This is a genomic window from Richelia sinica FACHB-800 (assembly GCF_014698825.1).
Taxonomy (GTDB): Bacteria; Cyanobacteriota; Cyanobacteriia; order Cyanobacteriales; family Nostocaceae; genus FACHB-800.
In genome coordinates, this window is record NZ_JACJTT010000011.1 from 57,697 (window position 1) to 79,188 (window position 21,492).

Here is a 21,492-nt window from a genome sequence, read left to right on the forward strand (position 1 = left end):
ATTTTTGTGAGACCCCTGCCTTCTGCCTTCTGCTTTCTGCCTATCCTGGATACCAGATAGATTCTATCCTGTGAATGATTTCATTAGCTTTATCTTGATTTAGCTCATCTAACAAGACGGTGACATGTCCTAACTTACGTCCGGGACGGGATGCAGTTTTACCATACCAGTGAACTTGAGAATGGGGTATTTCTCCTAGTTGCTGGCGTTTTTGCTGGTAGTCACTGTCAGCAGTTTCATAACCCAGGAGGTTAACCATGACTGCACCAGGACAGTGTAAGGAGGGATTTGCTAATGGTAAGCCGCAAACGGCCCGCAAATGCTGTTCAAATTGGGAAGTTTCGCAAGCATCAATGGAAAAATGCCCAGAGTTGTGGGTGCGGGGTGCAATTTCGTTGACTAAAACTTTGCCTTCAGGGGTGAGAAATAGCTCAATTCCAAATACACCCACTACATCCAAGCTATCTAATAGTGTACGAGCGATCGCTTGAATTTCTGCTGCTTGTTGGTCTGTAATCTGTGCCGGGGCAATTACCCGCTTACATACCTGCTGTTCTTGTTGGGTTTCTACCACTGGATAGATGACAACTTCTCCCGTTACACAACGGGCCGCAATCACTGCTAATTCTCGCTCAAAGGGGACAAATTCTTCTACTAATAATTGGGCCTTAGTTTGACTGATAACCTGTAATAAAGTCTGCAAATCATGAATAATATATGTTCCCTGGCCATCATAACCATGCCGTCTGGCTTTGAGTACCACAGGTAAACCAAAATATTCAATTTTTGATTGAATATCCTCTATTTGTTCCAGGGCAAAAAAATTAGGGACTGGTAATTGTAAATCCCGTAAATAACAGCGTTGATGATATTTATCTAATAGGGGTGCTAAGGCTGATAATTGGGGACGAAAACAGACACCTTGTGCCGCTAATAAAGATAAAGCTTCTAAATCGACAAATTCATTCTCAAAGGTGATGACATCACATTGATTAGCTAAATTAGCAGTAGCGATCGCATCATCCACTGCCCCATATACTATATCCTGAGCAATAGCCACAGCCGGATCATTTTGACTAGGCGTTTGCACCACTAATTCAACTCCTAGCTTTGTTGCTGCATCACCCATCATCCAAGCTAGTTGTCCACCACCAATTACCCCTACACGCTTCATTTGCACCCCAAAGAATCACGAGTTCTTACGCCAGTTTTAGAATTTACACCGCTGGCTTTTTGACATAGCTCTTTTACTTGTGCCCCATCTAAAATAGCATCTGTAAAATCTGCACCTTCAATGTTGACATCTGTAAAAGTAGTCCGCAGTAAAAGAGTTTCCAATAAGACAGCATCACTTAAATCAGCCTCTGTTAAGTGTACCTGATCCAGCATGGCATTTGTTAAATCGGCTCCATGGAGATTGGCCTGGGTCATGACGGATGCACTTAACACTGCTCCCCTTAAGTCAGCGTTGGTAAAGTTCACCATTTCTAAATTGGCATTAGAAAATTCTGCCGCTTGCAAATTCTGTCCTGAAAAATCTTTTCTGGCTAACTCTGCATTGCTAAAGGATAAGGGATGAGTCCAATCTACTGCTGAAGCTGGATAGGCCATGAGCCACAGCATTAATGCTGATAGTAATGCTATTATTTGCTGACGATACATATTAATTTGCTGGTCGATAGTTTAAGAGCTAAGTATTATATCTTAACATTTTGTCATATTTGTCATGAAAGCCCAGTAGCTGCCTTTTTCCTAGCTACCTGAATTGTGAGAGTTACTGAAGAGAATCTGCTGCTACTTTTACAGGAATTGACTGGAAATTTTGATTTCGATATTATATGTAAAATTTTAGTTTAGTCATGATAGCTAAGGTAAAGCACAAATGATAGTTCCTGAAGAGAGAAGACAAAGCAAATTATCTATTTTCATAAAGATTTAGCAATCATATATAAATAAATTATGAATTTAGAATTCATTAATTATTGAGCGAATACTCGCTTGGTAATTTACATTTATTGACATAGATAATTGCAAGTAAAGTTTATTTTCATTCTCTGTTCAACCTCACTATCGACTGTTAGTCTTTTCATTAAGCTAATGAAGGCTTTCTGAACACTAATAAATGTTCATGATTATAGTTTTGAACATAACTTTCCTAAAAATAATCAATTAAGCCCTAATTTAGCTAAGTTTGAGATTTCCTCAACACACAGTTTAGATAAATACCTTACTACCTTCGATGATGAATCGTTACTCTATCAAATGGATTGAGGCTTGGTGCCTAGAAAACGGTTGGACAGACCTGTTTGTTGAACGCCGAAACAACTACTGGGCTTTTCCTCCTGGATGCGTAATGCCAGAACCGATTCCTGTACATGTATTGAGATTAATTAAAGAAGAGAATGGATTCACCAACGAGGAGCTATTTTGGTCGCTTTCGGCGGTGTTGCTGACAATTTTATCTATTATTTATACTATTAGCTTCAAATGTCCCATTCCTTTAGTTTTAGCTTTTGCCTTTAATGCCATCACTGTGGCACAGTTTGAACCGGAAGATGATTATGGCAGTCCGATGATGATTTGTGAGCATGAATAAGACATGAATGGCTTATTCACTAAGGAGTTGCATCTCCGTGTTTGCTCATTGATTGAAGATGGCAATAGTCAAGGATGGAGTTGGCACAATCTCATATTTTTAATTAATTACTGCTCTTGTTTAAACTGCCCTGCAAGAGCAGTTTAAACTATTAAAAGTAGAGATTTTGCAGTCCTATACCTATGTTGATATTTTCGTTGATTTGATGAAAATTTAACTTTGCTGAAGATAATAATAAAATCTTGCTTGTAGTTGTTCAATAGTTAAATCTTGGGTTAAATATTCTATAAAAGCATGACCAAAAGCCCAAGCATTGCGGTCTGGACGACCAGAATTTTCTAATAACAATGGCCAGAGTGATAGCAGGTCAAAGGTGCGGGGGGAAGATTTATCTATATTGAATAGGGGAAACAGTTCATAGGCCATTTGTAATTTGCCAATGACGATGGGTAATTGTTCCACGGGAATTTTCTCTGCAAGTAAATAAGCGAGGGTGGGAGAACCGGTGGAAAGAGTGGAAATAAATTGTAGAACAGGACTTTTTAACAGTGCAGCGAGTCCTTGAGTTGTGGTCATTTGAAAGGTGTAATTGTCTATGATTTTCGCTGCGGTGACGGTGCGAGTTTCTTGGTTGCGTAAGAACCGCGCGAGACGTAATTGCTTGGCAGGTGCGATCGCTTCTATAATGCCCCTAGATAACTGCTCTATCCCCCACTCACTTCTACCGCTATTCCCATCATTGGTGACGATGGGTAAAACCAAATTACTCACATTACCCAGTAACTGACGACGATATTCTGTCGCTTCTCTAATGGCTATTTCCTTTGGTTTTTCTCCTGACTCCCAGTTATAAGGTGGTTGCCATTCCCGAATGGGACGCAGACGGTCTACTTGGGAGACAATAGTAATCATTGGTAAGTCGGGGACTTCTGCTTTGATATCTTCTAGGAAATCTACATCCATTTGCAAAGCAGGGTCGAGGGCCGGAGTCACTAACAATAATAAATCTGCATTACTGGCATAATCTAACACTATATTTCTTAAGTCCTCACGCTGGACTTGTTCATAACCTGGCGTATCACATAGGGTTAAAGCTTCACCTGTATCTAATTCCCAGTGATAACTCTGAATTTTATCTGTACTAGGTAATACATCTACTGCCGCTAGTTCAGCTTGAAAGAGAGTATTAATTACACTGCTTTTACCTGCACCTGTTCTTCCTGCGAGGAGGATATTTAGGGGTTTTGCTTTTACCTTTTCTAAGGGTTCAGCTTGGGTGATAATTTCCCGTAGAGTTTGGGTTTTAGAATCATTGACAGTAGGTGTTGGTAATTCGATTTTACTGCCAGTGTAGAGAGCGATCGCTTGTTTGCATAAATTTCGTAAAGCAGCTTCTCGTAATAGCTGACTGACATTGACTAACAATTCTTGGGTTGCACGGTTATTTGCACCTTGACTAGCTTGTTTTGCTACTGCTGCAACTGGGTTTAACAACCATTGGGCCCAGTTCCAAGCTTGTAAAAATTTCCGTGCTGATGGTTCTAACTTGCGATAGACTTCATAGGCTTGATAAGCTTGTCCTACGGTAACTTGATTGAGGACAGGTGATAATTTTCCCATCCATTGATCCATATCGTCTACAGTGCCCCGAATCAGCCCGTATACTTGGGGAATATAGATATTGAGTAGGGGATATTTAACTTCTGGGTTATAAATATGAGCGATCGCTACTACTAAATTTTGACATCTTTGCCAGAAAGTTTGCCAGTCTTCCCAAATTAATCGGTCTTGTTGTGCTTCATCCAGAATTTTTTGTAAAGCCTTTTCTACTTGCTGAGTAGTATCTTTACCAACTAATTCATCATTATTACTAACTTGGGCTTCTAATTCTCCCCTCACCTCTGCCAATACCGACTCAATTTCATTGACTGCCGGTTTCGTCCAGCGTACCAATAACCATCGCCATCCTACCAGTACCAGACTAAATATAGCCCAAATCCAACTTAGCCCCCAAGCATGAATTTGCGTACCAGCAGCAACGAGTAAGAAGGTGATAATTGTTGCCAATGGAGAAATCAAGATGATCCATTGCCAAAGTTGTAACCGTACCATTACCTTATACCTGCTGTATTGATAGTGCTATTGCTATTGTCTATCAAAAATGCGATATTTCTGATTTAAATGGAAGAGCCTATATACTAACAAATACCGCTTGTTCTGGTCACTCTTAAGATTCAAATCATGGAAAAAACTACACAAAATAAATTTTTAATATCTATTAAATATAGTTTCAAAAAATCATTAAAATATTGGCAATTACCAGTTTATCGATATTTATTTATCGGCATTATTTTCTCTATTTTAATTAGATTAATTTGTATTCCTAATCAATCATCAGATTATAAATCTTTTTTGCTGCCTTGGTATGATTTTATTGTCTCCCATGGCGGATTTGCTGCTTTTAAATATAATTTTGCTGATTATACACCTGCTTATTTATACTGGATTTTCATTGCCGCTACTTTGCTGTCTGGATTGCCCAAAATTTTAGCAATCAAGCTATTTGCTTTGATGGTAGATTTTTTATGTGCATTTTTTACTTACAAAATTGTTAAACTTCATTACCCAAATGGGAATAAACCCATATTCGCTTTTTTAGCTGTTATTCTTAGCCCTACTGTTATTTACAATAGTGCTATTTGGGGACAATGCGATGTTATATATACAACTGCACTAATTGCTTGTATTTACTTTTTCTCTATTCGTAAACAAATTTATGCTTTAACTAGTTTTGGAATCGCAATTTCCTTTAAATTACAGGCTCTTTTCTTAGCTCCTTTTTTATTAATACTATTAATTAAAAAAAGAATTTCATGGTTTTATTTACCAATTATTACTCTGACTTATTTAGCAACAATCTTACCAGCATGGATAGCTGGTAGACCCTTAAAAGAATTATTATTAGTATATTTTGAGCAATCTCATAAATATAAAGAATTAGCTAAAAACGTACCTAATCTTTATCAATGGATTCCTAATAATTTTTATTCAATAGCTGTCCCCATAGGATTAAGCTTAACCATGATAGCTATGTTTACTTTAGCTTATTTTGTCTATAAAAGTAAGTTAGAACTAACCCAAGAAAGATTGATTTACTTAGCCACAATTTCTGTATTTTTCATGCCATATTTTTTACCAAAAATGCACGAAAGATATTTTTATCCTACGGACATTTTATCAATTATTTTTGCGTTTTACTTCCCTCGATATTATTGGGTACCAATCATCATGCAAATATCATCATTATTGAGTTACTTGGGCACTCCATTGCATATCAAGATATGTTCTCTTGCTTTAGGTTGTACCCTATGGTTTGTTGTCAAAAACTGTGATTTCATTTACCCCAAATCAAAATTAGCACCATAGGGATAATGAATATGGTGTCAAGATGCTATCAAATTCAAACCATTTTCTGTGCCCATAATTTTACTTTTGTTCACATTCAGTTTCTGTAAATTATCATTATCCACTAATAAATAGGATTTCTGAGATAACATTTCTTGTAACATTTCCAAAGAAGCAGGAACTACTTGACAATCACTATAAAAGTCTAAACTAGGACGATGATAAGCAAAAGAAGTATAAATTTTTGTTCCTGGAGGAATATTTTTACTAATTAAAGTAGCAATTGGTTTTACAGGAAAAGCTTCATTTAATTCCCAAATCCAAGATTGAGAACTCATCAATAGAACTAATACCATATACATTCCTGCAAATAAAACAGGAATAAAATTACGATTATTGCTTTGAATCAACCATGCAACTAGACCCATAGTTAGCATTAATATTATACTCATCAAAACTAACAAAGGTTGTCGGTCAAACCTCAGAAAGTAAATACAACCTGCTACACCAACAATACTGATAAATATAAAAAATCCGATTAAAAACTTATTTCTAATCTTATTTTGCTGCCAAATAAACCCTAAATTTGCTCCTGTCGCTAATGCTAAAAATGGATATATAGGTATGACATACCAAGGTAATTTGGTTTTCATGAAAGAAATAATTGTGAAATACACTATTGTGCAAATCAAAATTAAACTACCCCAAGGATAATGACGATTTTTCCAAGCTAAATATAAGCCTCCTGGCACCAATAGCAACCAAGGAAAACTATATTTAATTACTTCTAGTAAATAATACCAAATTGGGCCTGTGTTACCTTCCACAGAAGTAGCTAGTCTATCAAATGCTTGAGATGCAAAATGTACTGCTAAAAAATTATTACCATAATGTTGCCATTGACAAAGATACCAAGCAACAGCAGGCAAGTTACCAAATAACATCCCCAACCAGAAAAATGGATTTTTAAATAAACCTAGTTGTTTATTGGCAATTATAAATAAACCTGACATCAACGCTAACACTAATACTAATGTCCCTTTAGTCAGAGTGATTAATCCTAAACAGAAACCTATACCCAAAGCATATTTTCTTTGCTCACGTGCTTTTAAAATAAAAAAGAATAATAATAAGAAAAAGGTAAGAATCATTCCATCTAACATTGCCAGTCTACCATGACGTACCACAGGTAATAGTGTTAAATAGACTAGGGCTGAAAATAAGGCTGATATCTTTTCTGTAAACACTAAATTGCCAACTAAGTAGAGTAAAGGTACTCCTAACGCAGTTAAAAATGCTCCTGGAAATCTAGTTGTAAATTCTTGCACTCCTCCCAGGTGATAGCACAGGGCAATTAACCATTGCATCAACGGAGGTTTCAACATAAAAGGTTCTCCTTGCAAGGTAGGATAAAGCCAATTACCTGTGCGATAAATCTCTCTTGCGACTATGGCATAAGTTCCTTCATCCCAGTCCCGTAAAGGTAAATTACCTAAAGCTATTAACCATAAAAAGATAGATGCAATTACCAACCCTAGTAAAAATTTTTGATTAGTCATATTTTAAAAACGAATTAACGGTATAAATTTCATAATATTTGTAATGGTTTTCAAGGTTTTTAATTCAGGGATATCTGGTTGCATTTTTTCCGCTATCTGAATTTGCTTTTCGGCATCTACGGGTTGGAAGTTATACAAATAAACAAAGGCTAGATAAAGTCTTGTATAAGGATTTTGACCATCATATTTAGTTAATTCTTTTAAATTGGCAATTAATTCAGGAACTTGACGTTGCAAAAGTTGAGATAATACTAACGTATAGCGCCAGTTTAAGTTATCCGGTTCAGTTTGTAAATGATAATTAGCAGCTAATTCTATTTGTTTTAAATAATCTTGCAGAGGGTCATATTGATTGAAATTATCTATCTGTACAAATATATGATCTAATTTCCCTTGCTGCAATTCTCTAGCTAATTGTGACATGCGGGAAACTAAGTCTAAAGAAGCCGAATTATCTGGCTGAAAGTTATCAGTGACTTCAATGATAATCTCAGGTATATCTAAAGGTTTTATTTGACCATTTCTTCTATCTAAATACTGTGCTGATAGCTGATATTGACCTAATGGTAATCCTGATGGGATAAAAGTGGCCAGATTTTCATTGACTTGAAAAATACCGTCAGGATGACATTTCAACCCACAGTATAGCCGACCTAAACCAATGGCATGATCATGATACCAAGCAGATTGCCCGTTATGCCATTTTAAAATTAATAACCCGTTTTGTAATTCCTCCCAGTTACCTGTAACTTGATAACTCACTGAATTATTTTGATTTCTCGCTACCTGATTATTAATGATGACTTTTTCTAATTTTATTTGAGAATTTGGTGTATTGATTTTTTCGAGCACTACATCAGGATGTTTGCGATGATATAATCTTAATTTGTCTCCACTCGGTAATACCCAATCTTGTTCTAACTTGAGATTTACAGAAGATTCTACCAAGGATTTTAATTGACGTTTAGTTTCTCCTCTTTCCCCTGGTTCATCTGGTTCATTATCCCTAGTAACATACCAATTAAAAGACTGTAAATCTTGCTGAACTTGAGATAATTTCGTAGTTAATTTTCGTCCATATACTCGAAAATCTGCCAAGGTACCAAAATAATCTAAAGTAAATTCATTTACTTCTGGTGTTGAAACTGGAATTATTCCTAAGGTTGTTCTTAAATATGGATTAGTTTCGTTAATGGTATTGATTAGTTCAGATAAAGGATATTTTTTACCTTCTTGACTAGGAAAATGTTGTAATGAACCTAATTTTATAGCAGATATCGGAAACAGGTTATGAATTAATAATAAAGCACTAATAATTAATGTACCTACTCTGACTCTATTAAATACTTCATTTTGAATTAAATTAAAGAAGTAGGCCAAAATTAAACTGACAATGGGAAAAACAGGAAGAATAAATCTGATATCTTTATTAGTACCCAAGGAGCAGATAAAATAACTACTCAACAAAAATATTGATAACCAGTTAACACTAGATATTTGCCACTGAGTATGACTATTCTTATGAAAAAAATAACGTTGAATTAAATAAACTAACAACATCCCTAAACTCACCGCTAATATAGGCATTCCCACAGTTTCTGGCAGCATTTGTGGATAAGCTAACCATCCTGCAATAGTTGTCACAGAGGGATCACCTTCTGTTTTGCCTACGTTGTTAGCATTGAGTGCAGAAGTAATAATAGTTAACCAATTTAAACTGTACCAACCACCACAAATTAACCAAGCAACTATTAAAGAAGAAATAGTTTGTACAATTTTCAGTAATTTACGGTTTCTAATAAAACTAACTAACACCCAAAGACTAGGACATAAAATAAAGATGAAGCCTGTGGGTTTTGCTAACATAATTAATCCTATTCCCAACCCTAAGAGAATAGTCAATATCCAGGATGGTAAAACTCTATAGTTATTTTTCCAAATGGTGAGAATGGTGAAAGTAAAGGTGACAACTGCTGTTAAACCATAATCTAATAAATAATCAGTTCGCATAATTCCCAAAATGGGAAATAGACCACAAAATATACTAGCGATAATGCCAATTTTGCGATTATTAAATAAATAATTGCCCAAATAATATACACAAAAGATGATAATTACTGTATATATTAAATTAACTAAACTTGCTTGGTCGTATCCTTTGCCAAATAACAATAGAAAGGGAACCGTACAAATATATACAAATGGTGCTCGATAACTAGGAGTTAATTGCCATAGTGATAACCACCAAGATTGAGAAAAGATATTAAAGTTTTGAAAAACGCGATAATGATGTAAAGCGGTTGTTAAATGGGCACTTTGATCATAGGAGGGAATAGATTCATCATAGAAAAACCAAATTCTATCTACAACTAATATAATTAAGCAAATGAGTGATAGACTAAGATAGTCTTTATTTAATTTAGAGAAATGAATTTTTTTCATATTGATAATAGTTAAACATCTTTGTCAAAACACTACTAGAAAATTATTCATCAATTCAATTTTCAGTGCTGTGGATTACTCCCATTAATAAATGGGGAGTAAAGAAAATGATTTATTCTTAACTCAGTTAAACTTGGTGATTAAATCAAATATAATTTATGTCTGACTTGAGCAATTAATTTTACCTGCTTGTGATGACTGGAGAATAGATATTTTGGCTTTTGTACTAATTTAATGGTGTAAATTCCATTATCATCATAGTTTAGTAAGTGTTGTGAGTCGAGTTAGGGGTAGTGATTTTAAGTAATTATTAAAGCAAATTTAGAAGCCTGTATCCATAATTATCAAGAAAAAAGCAAAATTTTTTTGACCTAAGCGACAAGAATTTTTGATCACCCCATGGCTACAAATGTAATTTTATATACTCGTAACATCGCAGAATGGAAAAAACTGTAGATTGATAAAGTAGAGCTTAATTACTTGCCTAAAATCTAGGATTTTTGACAATATTATGCAAATTTAACTTTATTTTTCAAAAAAATATGATTCTTAGGTTTAAAATATAGATTATTTAGTAAAAAAAATGGCATTTTTATGAATCATATTATTTTACGCTAAATGATTATTGTTGAGTGTTTGCTTCAAACTATCCCAGTCGCTATCTTTGCTATTTGCTAATTAAATTTGCCGGATATTATGTAAAATAAATTATTTCGACTATCTTTATTGGTAAATATGGTATGTTAAATAATCAAACTTATGGCTCACCAGATGTTGGTCAAAATTGATAATAATTTGAGAAAAAATAATTTTTTAATCTCATCTGGGTGTATTAAACTTTCCGTTCATTATAGTAATTTTTTTCCATCAGTTTAGGATGAGGTATAAATTCAACAAATTATAAATCAACAAATTATAAAAATGACTACAATGCTGTTGATTTCCAGGTGTGGAGCAGCTTTCTGGCTTGTTAACTGTGAATGTTTAAGCAAAATCTGGAAGGAGAAACATTTTACGAAAAGGTACTTAAGCAATAGGTTAAGAAGTTGTTGAAACTGGATGCCATAATACTGAGTATAATCTACTGTTCTCTGTATTTATTTGTAAATTTTTATTCCAATGTTCCTAGATTATTTTTTCTGTAATTGAGTATCTAAATTTAGAGGAATACAGAAAAAATGTGTTATAACCTACCGTCAGAACCAAAACCAATGGTTCTACCCTTGAAGGAGTGATGCCATGGAAAATCATAAGTCGTATTTTTGGTCTCAGGGAATATTAATTGCTTTGGTTGGTTTAATTGGGACTTTGAGTATAGGGATGATGATTCTGGTGAGGCCAAATGCCTCAGATGCTCAAAGTAGTAGTAAGGAAAGCGTTAATGAGATTGCTGCTAATCTAGGCACTAAGCAACGCTTAGAAGAATTAAAGTCAACCATGTTGAGGACTTGGCAGGAAGAAGCGCAAGCAAAGGGTATTTCTCCTGATGTACCACCTCGCTTTCAAGGGGTAACTATTGAAGCTGCAAAACTTCCTAGTGATCAAAAAGTCATTGCTTTGACTTTTGATGATGGGCCTTGGCCTCAAAGTACGGGAAAGGTATTAGATATTCTTAACCAGAATAATATTAAAGGCACATTTTTTGTAGTTGGTCAGAATGTCAAGAATTACCCAGAGTTAGCAAAACGGGTAGTGAAGGAAGGACACTCAATTGCTAATCATACTTGGCATCACTGGTATCATCATATGAATCCCCAGACTGCTGCTTATGAAGTTGCTAATACTACAGACATTATTTTTAAAACTACTGGTGTGAAGACTGGGTTGTTTCGTCCACCTGGAGGTATTAAAACTAATGGGGTGGTTGGTTATGCAAAAAGTAATAAATACGCCATTATTATGTGGTCATCTGATTCTATAGATTATTCTCGCCCTAGTGTACCTCGTTTGATTAATAATATTTTTAGGACTGCCAGACCTGGTGGTATTGTATTAATGCATGATGGTGGTGGCGATCGCTCTCACACTGTCAAAGCTTTACCAGAGATTATTAATAGATTTCGTAAACAAGGTTATAAGTTTGTCACTGTTCCCGAACTGTTAGAACTGCAAAATAAATCCCCACAGTTAGTTGCTAAGAGTAAATAAATATTAGCGTAGGGAAATTTCTTGAAACCTTGATGGAAAATACAGAATATACAAAGAGCGCAGATGTAAAATCAACTACGCTCTTTTTAATTGGTCGATTCAGTTTATCCCACCAGTAGCCATTGCTGAACATGGGCTACTGGTGATAAATCACACAGAACTGAGTTGTTTAGTTTCTGTTCCTGCTTCAGGATTAGCTTCAGGACTTTCCGCTTCGGAAGGTGGTACTAATTGCCAGAAACGAGGTAGATATTCTGTCCAGTTTTGGAGAATGCGTTTAGCTTTAGGTGAACCAGTGCGATCGCTATGGGTTTTAATTAAATCATAGAGTTGTTTAGCACCGGCTTCTGTAATCACCCGTTGTACCTTGACGTTGGTACGGTTAACTAATGCGGGGAAGGAACCATCTTCATCCAAGAAGTATGCTAATCCACCGGTCATCCCTGCACCGACGTTGCGACCAACTTTACCCAGAACCACAATTACACCACCGGTCATGTATTCACAGCAGTGGTCACCAGCACCTTCAATTACGGCTGTACCTTTGGAGTTACGCACCGCAAACCTTTCTCCGGCTAAACCGTTGGCATATAACGCACCACCAGTGGCACCGTATAAACAGGTATTGCCGACAATCACATTGGCTGATGCTTCATAGATTGCCTCTACTGAGGGTTTAATGATGATTTCTCCTCCGTGCATTCCTTTACCGACGTAATCGTTGGCTTCTCCTTCGAGGAACAGGGTGACACCAGAAAGGTTAAATGCACCAAAACTTTGACCTACACTGCCTTGGAAGTTGAGGTTAATTTGCCCCTCAAAGCCGCTGTCACCGTACTGTGAAGCGATCGCCCCAGATAATCTGGCCCCTACGGTTCTATCAGTATTGACGATGGGGTAGAGTTTGCTGACGGTGGATTGATTGCGAATGGCAGCTTGAATTTCTCCATCAGCCAGAATTTGGTCATCTAAAACTGGGCCGTTGCTATGAACTTCTTCATGGACTAACCAGCTACGGTCGGTTCTGGTATCTGGTAATTTTGTCAAACAATCCAAGTTCAAAGATTGGGTTTTCGCTAACTTCGCGTCACTACGGACAGTTAATAAATCAGCCCGTCCCACTACTTCGGAAATAGAACGATATCCCAATTTGGCTAATAAACTGCGGACTTCCTCTGCGATGAAGTAGAAGAAATTCACCACATGTTCTGGCATCCCTGTGAACCGCTTGCGTAGTTCTTCTTTTTGGGAAGCTACACCGACAGGGCAGTTATTAGTATGGCAAATCCGCGCCATAATACAGCCTTCAGCAATCATGGCAATGGAACCGAAGCCAAATTCTTCTGCCCCCATGAATGCACCCATGAGGACATCCCAGCCACTCTTGAGTCCACCATCTACCCGGAGAATGACGCGATCGCGCAATTTATTTTCCATCAAGACGCGATGTACTTCCGTTAGCCCCAGTTCCCAAGGTGACCCGGCATGTTTAATGGAAGATAAAGGAGAAGCCCCTGTACCACCATCATGGCCGGAAATTTGGATAATATCGGCGTTAGCTTTAGCTACACCTGCGGCAATTGTACCAATACCCACTTCTGCCACCAGTTTCACAGATACCTGTGCTTTGGGGTTAATTTGATGCAAATCAAAAATTAACTGGGCTAAGTCTTCGATGGAGTAAATATCGTGGTGGGGTGGGGGAGAAATCAAGGTGACACCGGGTTTAGAACGGCGCAACATGGCAATATAAGGGCTGACTTTGGGCCCTGGTAATTGTCCACCTTCCCCTGGTTTTGCCCCTTGGGCAATTTTAATTTCAATTTGTTGGGCAGTGGCTAAATACTCTGGGGTGACACCAAAGCGACCGGAAGCTACTTGACGAATGGCGCTAGCTGCCGTATCACCATTCTTTAATCCTCTCAGGTGGGGCAGGGTGGGGGAATAGCCAGAAGTATCCACATCATCTAGCACTTTGTAACGTACTGGGTCTTCACCGCCTTCCCCGGAGTTAGATTTGCCACCGATGCGATTCATGGCAATGGCTAGGGTTTCATGGGCTTCCCGTGATAAGGCACCCAAAGACATCCCACCGGTACAGAAGCGTTGAACAATCTCGCTAACTGATTCTACTTCTTCAATGGGGATAGAGGGGCGATCGCTTTGGAAGTCCAGTAAATCCCGTAATGCTGTCGCTGGTCTGCCTTGGAGGTACTGCTTATATACCTCGTAATGGTCATATTTCTTCCCATCTACCGCCTTATGCAGGGCCTTAGCCATTTCTGGGCTATTCATGTGGTATTCACCACCGGGACGGTACTGGACAAAGCCCAAGTTTTCCAATTTTTTGGCGGTTAGTTCTGGGAATGCCTTGCTATGGAAAGATAAGACCTCTTGGGCCAATTCACTGACACTTAAACCACCAATGCGGGAAGCTGTGCCTTTAAAGCCCAAGGCTAACAAGTCCCCACCAATACCAATGGCTTCAAATATTTGTGCCGCTTGATAACTAGAAAGTAGAGAAATCCCCATTTTGGAGAGGATTTTCAACAATCCCGACTCTACTGCCTTGCGATAATTACCAATCGCTTCCGCCCAAGTCAAAGCAGCAATTTTTCCTCTTTCCATAAACTGCTGTGTCTTGGGATCAGCCCACCAATCAGACACAGTATTTAACGCCATGTAGGGACAAACTGCACCAGCACCATAGCCTAACAAACAAGCAAAGTGGTGTGTACTCCAACATTGGGCAGTATCTACCACCAAGGAAGCCTTCATCCGTAACCCTTCCCGAATCAGGTGATGGTGAACCGCACCCACGGCCAACAAGGGGGGAATGTAGGTTTGTTCTGCACCAATGCCATCCCCAGCCCGGTCGCTGAGAATTAAAATCTTGGCCCCAGCCCGGACTGATTCCACTGCTTGTTTTTGTAATGCTTCTACTGCGGCTTTTAAGCCGTTGGGCCCATCCGCAATAGCAAATACAGTAGACAACTCAGCTGTGGCAAAACCCGACACTTTAATTGCTGCTAACTCAGCCTCTGTCAACACAGGAGAATCTAACTTCAACCTGCGGGCATATTCTGCCTTAGGTTCTAATAAGTTACCTCTCTCACCCAGTTCTACAGTCAAGGACATCACCAGTTTTTCCCGCAATGGGTCAATAGCTGGGTTGGTAACTTGAGCAAACCGTTGTTTAAAGTAGTCGTATAGTAAATGGGGCTTTTCTGACAACACAGCCAGAGGAATATCATCCCCCATACAGAAGGTGGCTTCTGCACCAGTGCTAGCCATGGGCTGAATCACCATTTCCACATCTTCTGTGGTGTAACCAAAGGCTATTTGCTGTTGTAATAAAGCTTGTCTTTTTTCTGGTGTTGGTTTTTCACTATTGGCTGTGGAGTTACTCACCAATTGTTTAATGTCTTGGCGGTACTTTTGTAACCATTCTCCATAGGGGTGGTGTTTGGCAATGCGCTGTTTAATTTCCCAGTTCTTCAACACTTCCTGGGTGGTTAAATCCACAGCAATCATCTGCCCAGGCCCCAATCTGCCTTTTTCCAGAATATTTTCTTCTGGGAATGGCACCACACCAGCTTCGGAACCAACCACAATATAGTCGTCTTTGGTAATTAAATAGCGGGCAGGTCTTAAACCGTTTCTATCTAGAGTTGCACCAACTTTCTGCCCATCACTGAATACCAATAGTGCGGGGCCGTCCCAAGCTTCTTGTAAGCCGGAGTAATATTCGTAAAAGTCTACAATTTCTGGATAATCTGCTAAAGAAGGTTGATTTTGGTAAGCTTCTGGCACCATAATCATCAACCCTTCTAAGGGGCTACGTCCAGACCGCACCAACAACTCAAATACGTTGTCCAGGGTAGCAGAATCGCTATTTTCAGTATTGACTAAGGGCTTGAGTTCATCAAACCGACCTTTCCATGCAGGATGATCTAAAGTAGCTTCTCTCGCCATCATCCAGTTAATGTTGCCCAACAGGGTGTTAATTTCTCCATTGTGACCAAGTAGCCGCATGGGTTGGGCTAAAGGCCACTTGGGCATGGTGTTGGTGCTGAAGCGGCGGTGGTAAACAGCAAAGGCAGTTTTGTAAGAGGGATTTTGTAAATCTTCGTAAAATTCTCCCAATACCGCAGACCGCACCATGCCTTTATAGACAATTGTGCGACTAGAGAGGGAGCAAACATAAAATTCGTCGGAAATTTCTCTGGCAGCTTGAACGATACGTCGTCGCGTGATGTATAGTTCCCTCTCTAATTCATCACCGCTTTTATCAGCAGCTAGCAGAAAAATTTGTTCAATTTGGGGTTGGTTGTCTTTGGCTTGGATACCCAATAATTCTGGACGGACTGGTACTGACCGCCAACCTAGTACGGTAAAGTTTTCCTCAGCAGCAATTTCCGCAAATTTATCTTTAGCTGCTTGGGCTGCGGCTTTGTCCTGGGGTAAAAATATCATCCCTACAGCAATTCTGCTTCTAGCATTCCCATCGCTGATTTGGGGATAGCTGGATTGAAATAAATCCCAAGGAATAGCTGTTAATATCCCTGCACCATCACCGGAATCTTGGTCAGCACTACAACCGCCTCTATGTTCCAAGCAGGTTAAAGCAGTTAAGGCTTTTTGTAAAATTTCATGGCTGGACTGATTTTGACGATGGGCAATAAATCCCACGCCACAAGCGTCTCGCTCTTCAGTTAACCATTTTTGCCCTGGGTAGGTGTCCTGAGGTTGAATTTGTGAGGATAATGTAATGTTCTGACCCTGATTCAACGATTGATGATTCATACTCTATTCCTGAAATATTGAGTTACGAATTTTGCCACTACTGCTAAGGAAAACTTTTTCCATTGAGTGCTGGAGAAAAATACACAATCACCAAAATTTAGGGAAAAAAAATTTTAACGGCGGATTGACGTTTTAGCCTACCCGTGTTAAAATTGCTGTTCTATTTTATGTGTTTATGCACTGTTGGAAAAGCTACTGTTAACAGAAAAGTTTGTTTGCCTTGATAGTTTTTAATTTAGATCCTGAAGGTAGGTGTTTTTTCTGTGTCCCCATCAAAAGCTCCTGTTCAGGCATTAATTCACCTAAATCTTTATTAACTCGATTAGGTTTGTTTTTTCCTACTTTTTTGGGTGTAATCACCTTGATTTGACTCAAAATCAGTCGATGCAGCAGCTATATGCCCATTTGACAATTCCTAAAAAATATCTATATTTGACTGGCTACCCATTGCCACTGGCTGCTTGTTTAGCCGACCTCACTAGAAGTGGCAAAAATAGGAGCCATCGGTGAGGATGAATATCTTAATCCAGCTGTGAATACCCAGACTACAGTTATCTACTGCGAAATAATTGTATAATTTGTAACAATTTTTCTAGGTTTTAGCGGTAAGACTACGTGCTAATTTTTCCAAGAGATAAGGAGCCATCATATATAATATCATGTGAAAACAAAAAAAAGCCATTTTTTTTTAAGATTAGCCAATGATAGGTCAAGGTAGGTTTGGGGTAGGAATCATAATTAAAAATTAGAAATAAAACATGGGGAATCTATAGATTGCATAGGGTTTTTCAGGTTTAATCTGTTGCATTCCTGGTGCAAATGGGTATAAATTGCCAAAGTATTTAAGTAGATAATGTTTAAAATGCCAATTTTTTCCCGACTAACATATCTTTATAGGATTTTGTTACCTGCTTTTTCCCTGGTGTGGTGGTTAACGGTAACTGACAAAATTTATGCCCAGAATCAACCTCCTTTACCTCCCCCCTCTGTTAAACAGTCATCATCTGCTGGTAATCAACTTTCTTTGAATGGTCGCATTGTACCAGGTGCTTGGGTACAACAAGTCACGACTAGGGGAAAATTGACAACTTATGTGAGTGATGGGATGCTACGGCAGTTGATGGGGGTAGATTTATTAAGTACCACTAATCCCGCATCTCAACCAGTACAGTGGTTTTCTTCGACGACCAAGCCTGTGATTTTGGGTACTAAGCTATCGGAATCTTACCGCTATTTAGATATTGCTGAGTTGGCAAAAACAGCAGGATGGCAAATACAAGCCAATGGTCAAACTTTGATGATCGCTACTCCCACAGCTAAAGTGCTAGATATTCGGCAGGGAAAACAAAGTTCAGGCGATCGCTTGGTGGTAGATTTAGATCGACCCACACCTTGGCAAGTCAGACAAGAGTTACCCAGAAAACGAGTAGTTGATGCAGATGCGGTAGCTGGTGCTGCTAATACTCCCCCTAATCGAGATTGGACAATTACTTTAGATGGTATTGCTGCACCCAGTTTACTCCAACCCTACACCAATCCCACGGCTACACCTAGCAATTTACGTAAACAGTTAACCTCTGCACCAGAACCCCTACTGCAAAAAGTGGAGGTGGTGAAAAACCAAACTATTTTGCGTCTGAGTGTGCCTTTTGGTCAATCTGTCCGCGTCAGCACAATTGATAATCCCAATCGCTTGGTGATAGATGTCAGACCAGATGCTTTAGTAGAAAAAGATATTACTTTGACAACAGGGTTACGTTGGCGACAACGTTTTGTCAATGTAGGAACAGCACGTTTCCCTGTCGTCTGGTTAGAAATTAATCCCCGTGCTGCTCACATCAGCTTAAAACCGATGTGGACAAACCAGCAAACTCTGTCAGGAACTGCACCTTTAATTCAAACTGCTCAAAATTATGCAGCTATTGCCGCGATTAACGGTGGTTATTTTAACCGTAATAATCGGTTGCCATTGGGGGCAATTCGTCGCGATAATCAATGGATATCCGGGCCAATTCTCAATCGAGGAGCGATCGCTTGGAATGATACAGGAGCATTTTATGTTGGTCGTCTCACATTAACGGAAACCCTAGTGACCAGCAACAACCAGCGTCTACCAGTTATCCTCTTCAACAGTGGCTACATTCAAAATGGTATAGCTCGTTATACCTCAATTTGGGGCACAACCTACACACCCCTCAGCGATAACGAAACCATCATTACTATTCAAAATAATCAAGTTACTAATCAATTAGCTGGTGGTAAAGCTGGTGCTAACCCTGTTCCCATTCCTCAGAATGGCTATCTCCTTGTCCTCCGTGGTAACGCTATCAATAATGCCTCACAGTTACCAACGGGTACGACTGTTCAGATTACTAGCACCACCACACCCACAGAATTTAGTCGTTATCCCCACATCATCGCTGCGGGCCCCCTACTCGTCCAAAATCGGCAAATTGTTCTTGATGCTAAAGCTGAAAAATTCAGTGATGCTTTTATTAGAGAAAGAGCAGTTCGTAGTAGCATCTGTACAACAACCGCAGGTAATTTAATCATCGCTGCCGTCCATAGTCGTCCAGGTGGACCGGGACCGACATTGGCAGAACAAGCCCAACTTATGCAAACTATGGGATGTGTCAATGCTTTAAATTTAGATGGGGGAAGTTCTACCAGTCTTTATTTAAGTGGACAATTACTTGACCGTTCTCCTAACACCGCGGCAAGAGTTCATAATGGCATTGGGATTTTCTTAGACCCTAAATAAGTCATTCATTAGGGGTTGATTTTTTCTACCCCTAAACTTTTAATATTGGGGATTTAATCTAACTCTTGTGGTGCGGGCATCTTGCCCGCTATAGTTGTACTTCACTTAAATCAAATTTGCTGTATATGTTTGGGTAGCATCCCAAAGGTGTAAGTTTTTCACAATGACAAAAATGCGTTAATCTTGCGTCATTCCTACAGTTTTTAATTTGTCCCCAAGCCTAATCTGGGTCGAATACCATAATTTCTATATTGCCAATAATCACCTAAAATTTTATCGTGGTCAAAACATAAATTCTTGGGAATAGACCAAGGATCAATAATCCCTACTCCCTTAGCATCATCACCTGCCAAAGGAGTCCCGGTTGCTGATGCTAAAAATACAATACTCACTGTGTGCTGTCGGGGGTCACGCTGAGGATCAGAATAAACTAAAAACTGTTCAACTAACTCTATATCTAATCCTATTTCTTCCTTAGCTTCCCTTTTTGCTGCTGCTTCTACAGATTCACCATAATCGACAAAGCCACCAGGAATAGCCCAACCCAAAGGTTCATAATGTCTTTCAATTAATATAATTGGGCGATGGGGGCGATCAATTAATTCGATAATAATATCAACAGTAGGAGCAGGATTTTTATAACTCATAGAAGTTATCAACTTAATCAACCTAATTATCTGCTAGTTAGACGTTTTCTTGTTGCCGTTTTCTGCGGAAAAAAGCAATCATCTTTTTGTCTTCATCTTTAATGTGGTGAATCAACCAATCCGTTAAAAAATGGGATACATTAATAGTCATTTGGGTTTTATTTTTATTTTTAACTTGTTGATTAAATTCTTCTACTTGTTGACGTAAATCTTCATGTTTTGACTTATGCTCCAGGTAACCTGGATAGTCATTCTTGACCATGTATTCTTCTTCTGTTTCAAAGTGAATAGTTGTATAGATTGTCAAACTTTCTAACGTTTTTTCCAGTAATTCATCTCCTCTACCTGCTAACATGGCACCATTGAGGGCGTTAATAGCGTGGAAGAGACTTTGATGTTGATGGTCAATTAAAATGTAGCCTGTTTCATATTCAGGTCGCCATTGGGCAATCTCTATTGTACTAGAACTAGAATCAGAACCTCTTAGCTGGTCTGCTTGAGAATCATCTAGATGACCAGAACGACAAAATTCAATCATCTTTAGGTCTTCATCTTTAATATGATGAATTAACCAATCAGTTAAAAAATGAGAAATTTTATTCGTCAACTTGAATAAATCATTTTCATCTTCCTGTGCAAATTTACACACTCTGTCTTTGAGTGCTTCATGTTTGATTTTATGTTCTGCATAGCCTGGATATTGATGGTCTAACATGAACTTTTCTTCAGTTTCAAAATGGACTGTAGTGTAGTCCTTTAAACTCTGAATAGTTTTCATTAATAACTTTTGTCCCTGACCCTCTAACATCGCATTATTTAGGGCATTAATAGTGCTAAATAGACTTTTGTGTTGTTCGTCAATGATGATATTTCCTGTTTCATACTTAGGTTGCCATTGGGCAATTTGAATATTCATATCAAACTCCTTAGCAGTTCATCAAATTACACTTTCCACAGCAGGATATAAGCTTGGCAATTAAGTTCATTTACAATTTGCTTTCAAAATCTTTGTATTTCTTTATATTCTTCTGTATTTTTTCTATCTAAAATTTATACTTAATTATACCATGCTCATTTCCATACTATTCTCGATTTTGAGTGTAAAACAAGACAGGAATTAGTTTTCTG

The 21,492-nt window shown here is 38.3% G+C and carries 13 protein-coding genes; 4 read left to right on the forward strand and 9 right to left on the reverse strand.

Features of this window, described 5'->3' with window-relative positions:
* Positions 1–40: 40 nt before the first annotated feature.
* Together H6G73_RS10670 and H6G73_RS10675 are read right to left on the reverse strand one after the other, a co-directional pair.
* Positions 41–1,174 carry a 5-(carboxyamino)imidazole ribonucleotide synthase gene (locus H6G73_RS10670; RefSeq protein ID WP_190604142.1) on the reverse strand — a complete coding sequence of 378 codons (1,134 nt, stop codon included), beginning with the start codon at positions 1,172–1,174 and terminating at the stop codon, positions 41–43.
* Positions 1,171–1,662: a pentapeptide repeat-containing protein gene (locus H6G73_RS10675; protein WP_190604144.1), complete on the reverse strand. Its 492-nt coding sequence runs from the start codon at positions 1,660–1,662 to the stop codon at positions 1,171–1,173. Before H6G73_RS10675 ends, H6G73_RS10670 begins: the two co-directional genes overlap by 4 nt.
* Before the next feature lie 577 nt (positions 1,663–2,239).
* Between H6G73_RS10675 and H6G73_RS10680 the strand changes: the two genes are divergently transcribed.
* Positions 2,240–2,596 carry a slr1957 family protein gene (locus H6G73_RS10680; protein ID WP_190604146.1) on the forward strand — a complete coding sequence of 119 codons (357 nt, stop codon included), beginning with the start codon at positions 2,240–2,242 and terminating at the stop codon, positions 2,594–2,596.
* Between the two features lie 213 nt (positions 2,597–2,809).
* Here H6G73_RS10680 and H6G73_RS10685 read toward each other — a convergent pair whose 3' ends face one another.
* Positions 2,810–4,708 (reverse strand): GTPase family protein, encoded by a 1,899-nt coding sequence (locus H6G73_RS10685; RefSeq protein WP_190604148.1) that lies wholly within the window; start codon positions 4,706–4,708, stop codon positions 2,810–2,812.
* Positions 4,709–4,837: 129 nt separating this feature from the next.
* Here H6G73_RS10685 and H6G73_RS10690 point away from each other — a divergent pair, with 129 nt between their 5' ends.
* The gene (locus tag H6G73_RS10690) at positions 4,838–6,022 is read left to right on the forward strand and encodes a hypothetical protein (RefSeq protein WP_190604150.1); all 1,185 of its coding nucleotides are present in this window, start codon (positions 4,838–4,840) and stop codon (positions 6,020–6,022) included.
* Between the two features lie 17 nt (positions 6,023–6,039).
* Here the strand turns inward: H6G73_RS10690 and H6G73_RS10695 are convergent, their stop codons facing one another.
* Both H6G73_RS10695 and H6G73_RS10700 read right to left on the reverse strand, forming a co-directional pair.
* A complete protein-coding gene (locus tag H6G73_RS10695) occupies positions 6,040–7,560 on the reverse strand; it encodes an ArnT family glycosyltransferase (protein ID WP_190604152.1) in 1,521 nt (506 codons plus the stop codon).
* 3 nt (positions 7,561–7,563) lie between these two features.
* Positions 7,564–10,002, reverse strand: coding sequence for a hypothetical protein (locus tag H6G73_RS10700; protein ID WP_190604154.1), 2,439 nt, complete (start codon positions 10,000–10,002; stop codon positions 7,564–7,566).
* A gap of 1,239 nt (positions 10,003–11,241) precedes the next feature.
* Between H6G73_RS10700 and H6G73_RS10705 the strand changes: the two genes are divergently transcribed.
* Complete coding sequence (locus H6G73_RS10705; RefSeq protein ID WP_190604156.1) at positions 11,242–12,150, forward strand: polysaccharide deacetylase family protein; 909 nt, start codon at positions 11,242–11,244, stop codon at positions 12,148–12,150.
* A 150-nt stretch (positions 12,151–12,300) separates the two neighbouring features.
* On the opposite strand, the gene gltB is transcribed toward H6G73_RS10705, so the two are convergent.
* On the reverse strand, positions 12,301–16,956 hold the full coding sequence (gene gltB / locus H6G73_RS10710) for a glutamate synthase large subunit (RefSeq protein WP_190604158.1): 4,656 nt from the start codon (positions 16,954–16,956) through the stop codon (positions 12,301–12,303).
* Between the two features lie 198 nt (positions 16,957–17,154).
* Positions 17,155–17,316 carry a hypothetical protein gene (locus tag H6G73_RS10715; protein WP_190604160.1) on the reverse strand — a complete coding sequence of 54 codons (162 nt, stop codon included), beginning with the start codon at positions 17,314–17,316 and terminating at the stop codon, positions 17,155–17,157.
* 502 nt (positions 17,317–17,818) lie between these two features.
* Between H6G73_RS10715 and H6G73_RS10720 the strand changes: the two genes are divergently transcribed.
* Positions 17,819–19,717 carry a phosphodiester glycosidase family protein gene (locus tag H6G73_RS10720; RefSeq protein ID WP_242034164.1) on the forward strand — a complete coding sequence of 633 codons (1,899 nt, stop codon included), beginning with the start codon at positions 17,819–17,821 and terminating at the stop codon, positions 19,715–19,717.
* 203 nt (positions 19,718–19,920) lie between these two features.
* Here H6G73_RS10720 and H6G73_RS10725 read toward each other — a convergent pair whose 3' ends face one another.
* Entirely contained in the window at positions 19,921–20,364 is a 444-nt protein-coding gene (locus H6G73_RS10725) for an NUDIX domain-containing protein (protein ID WP_190604164.1), read from the reverse strand.
* A gap of 37 nt (positions 20,365–20,401) precedes the next feature.
* Positions 20,402–21,280 (reverse strand): bacteriohemerythrin, encoded by an 879-nt coding sequence (locus H6G73_RS10730; protein ID WP_190604166.1) that lies wholly within the window; start codon positions 21,278–21,280, stop codon positions 20,402–20,404.
* Positions 21,281–21,492: the final 212 nt, after the last annotated feature.

Excerpts from the sequence above, each read along its gene's own strand:
- H6G73_RS10690 (WP_190604150.1), top strand. The coding sequence starts at position 4,838 with ATGGAAAAAACTACACAAAATAAATTTTTAATATCTATTAAATATAGT.
- H6G73_RS10695 (WP_190604152.1), bottom strand. The coding sequence starts at position 7,560 with ATGACTAATCAAAAATTTTTACTAGGGTTGGTAATTGCATCTATCTTT.
- gltB (WP_190604158.1), bottom strand. The coding sequence starts at position 16,956 with ATGAATCATCAATCGTTGAATCAGGGTCAGAACATTACATTATCCTCA.
- H6G73_RS10730 (WP_190604166.1), bottom strand. The coding sequence starts at position 21,280 with ATGAATATTCAAATTGCCCAATGGCAACCTAAGTATGAAACAGGAAAT.
- H6G73_RS10700 (WP_190604154.1), bottom strand. The coding sequence starts at position 10,002 with ATGAAAAAAATTCATTTCTCTAAATTAAATAAAGACTATCTTAGTCTA.
- H6G73_RS10680 (WP_190604146.1), top strand. The coding sequence starts at position 2,240 with ATGATGAATCGTTACTCTATCAAATGGATTGAGGCTTGGTGCCTAGAA.
- H6G73_RS10705 (WP_190604156.1), top strand. The coding sequence starts at position 11,242 with ATGGAAAATCATAAGTCGTATTTTTGGTCTCAGGGAATATTAATTGCT.
- H6G73_RS10725 (WP_190604164.1), bottom strand. The coding sequence starts at position 20,364 with ATGAGTTATAAAAATCCTGCTCCTACTGTTGATATTATTATCGAATTA.
- H6G73_RS10670 (WP_190604142.1), bottom strand. The coding sequence starts at position 1,174 with ATGAAGCGTGTAGGGGTAATTGGTGGTGGACAACTAGCTTGGATGATG.
- H6G73_RS10720 (WP_242034164.1), top strand. The coding sequence starts at position 17,819 with ATGCCAATTTTTTCCCGACTAACATATCTTTATAGGATTTTGTTACCT.
- H6G73_RS10685 (WP_190604148.1), bottom strand. The coding sequence starts at position 4,708 with ATGGTACGGTTACAACTTTGGCAATGGATCATCTTGATTTCTCCATTG.
- H6G73_RS10675 (WP_190604144.1), bottom strand. The coding sequence starts at position 1,662 with ATGTATCGTCAGCAAATAATAGCATTACTATCAGCATTAATGCTGTGG.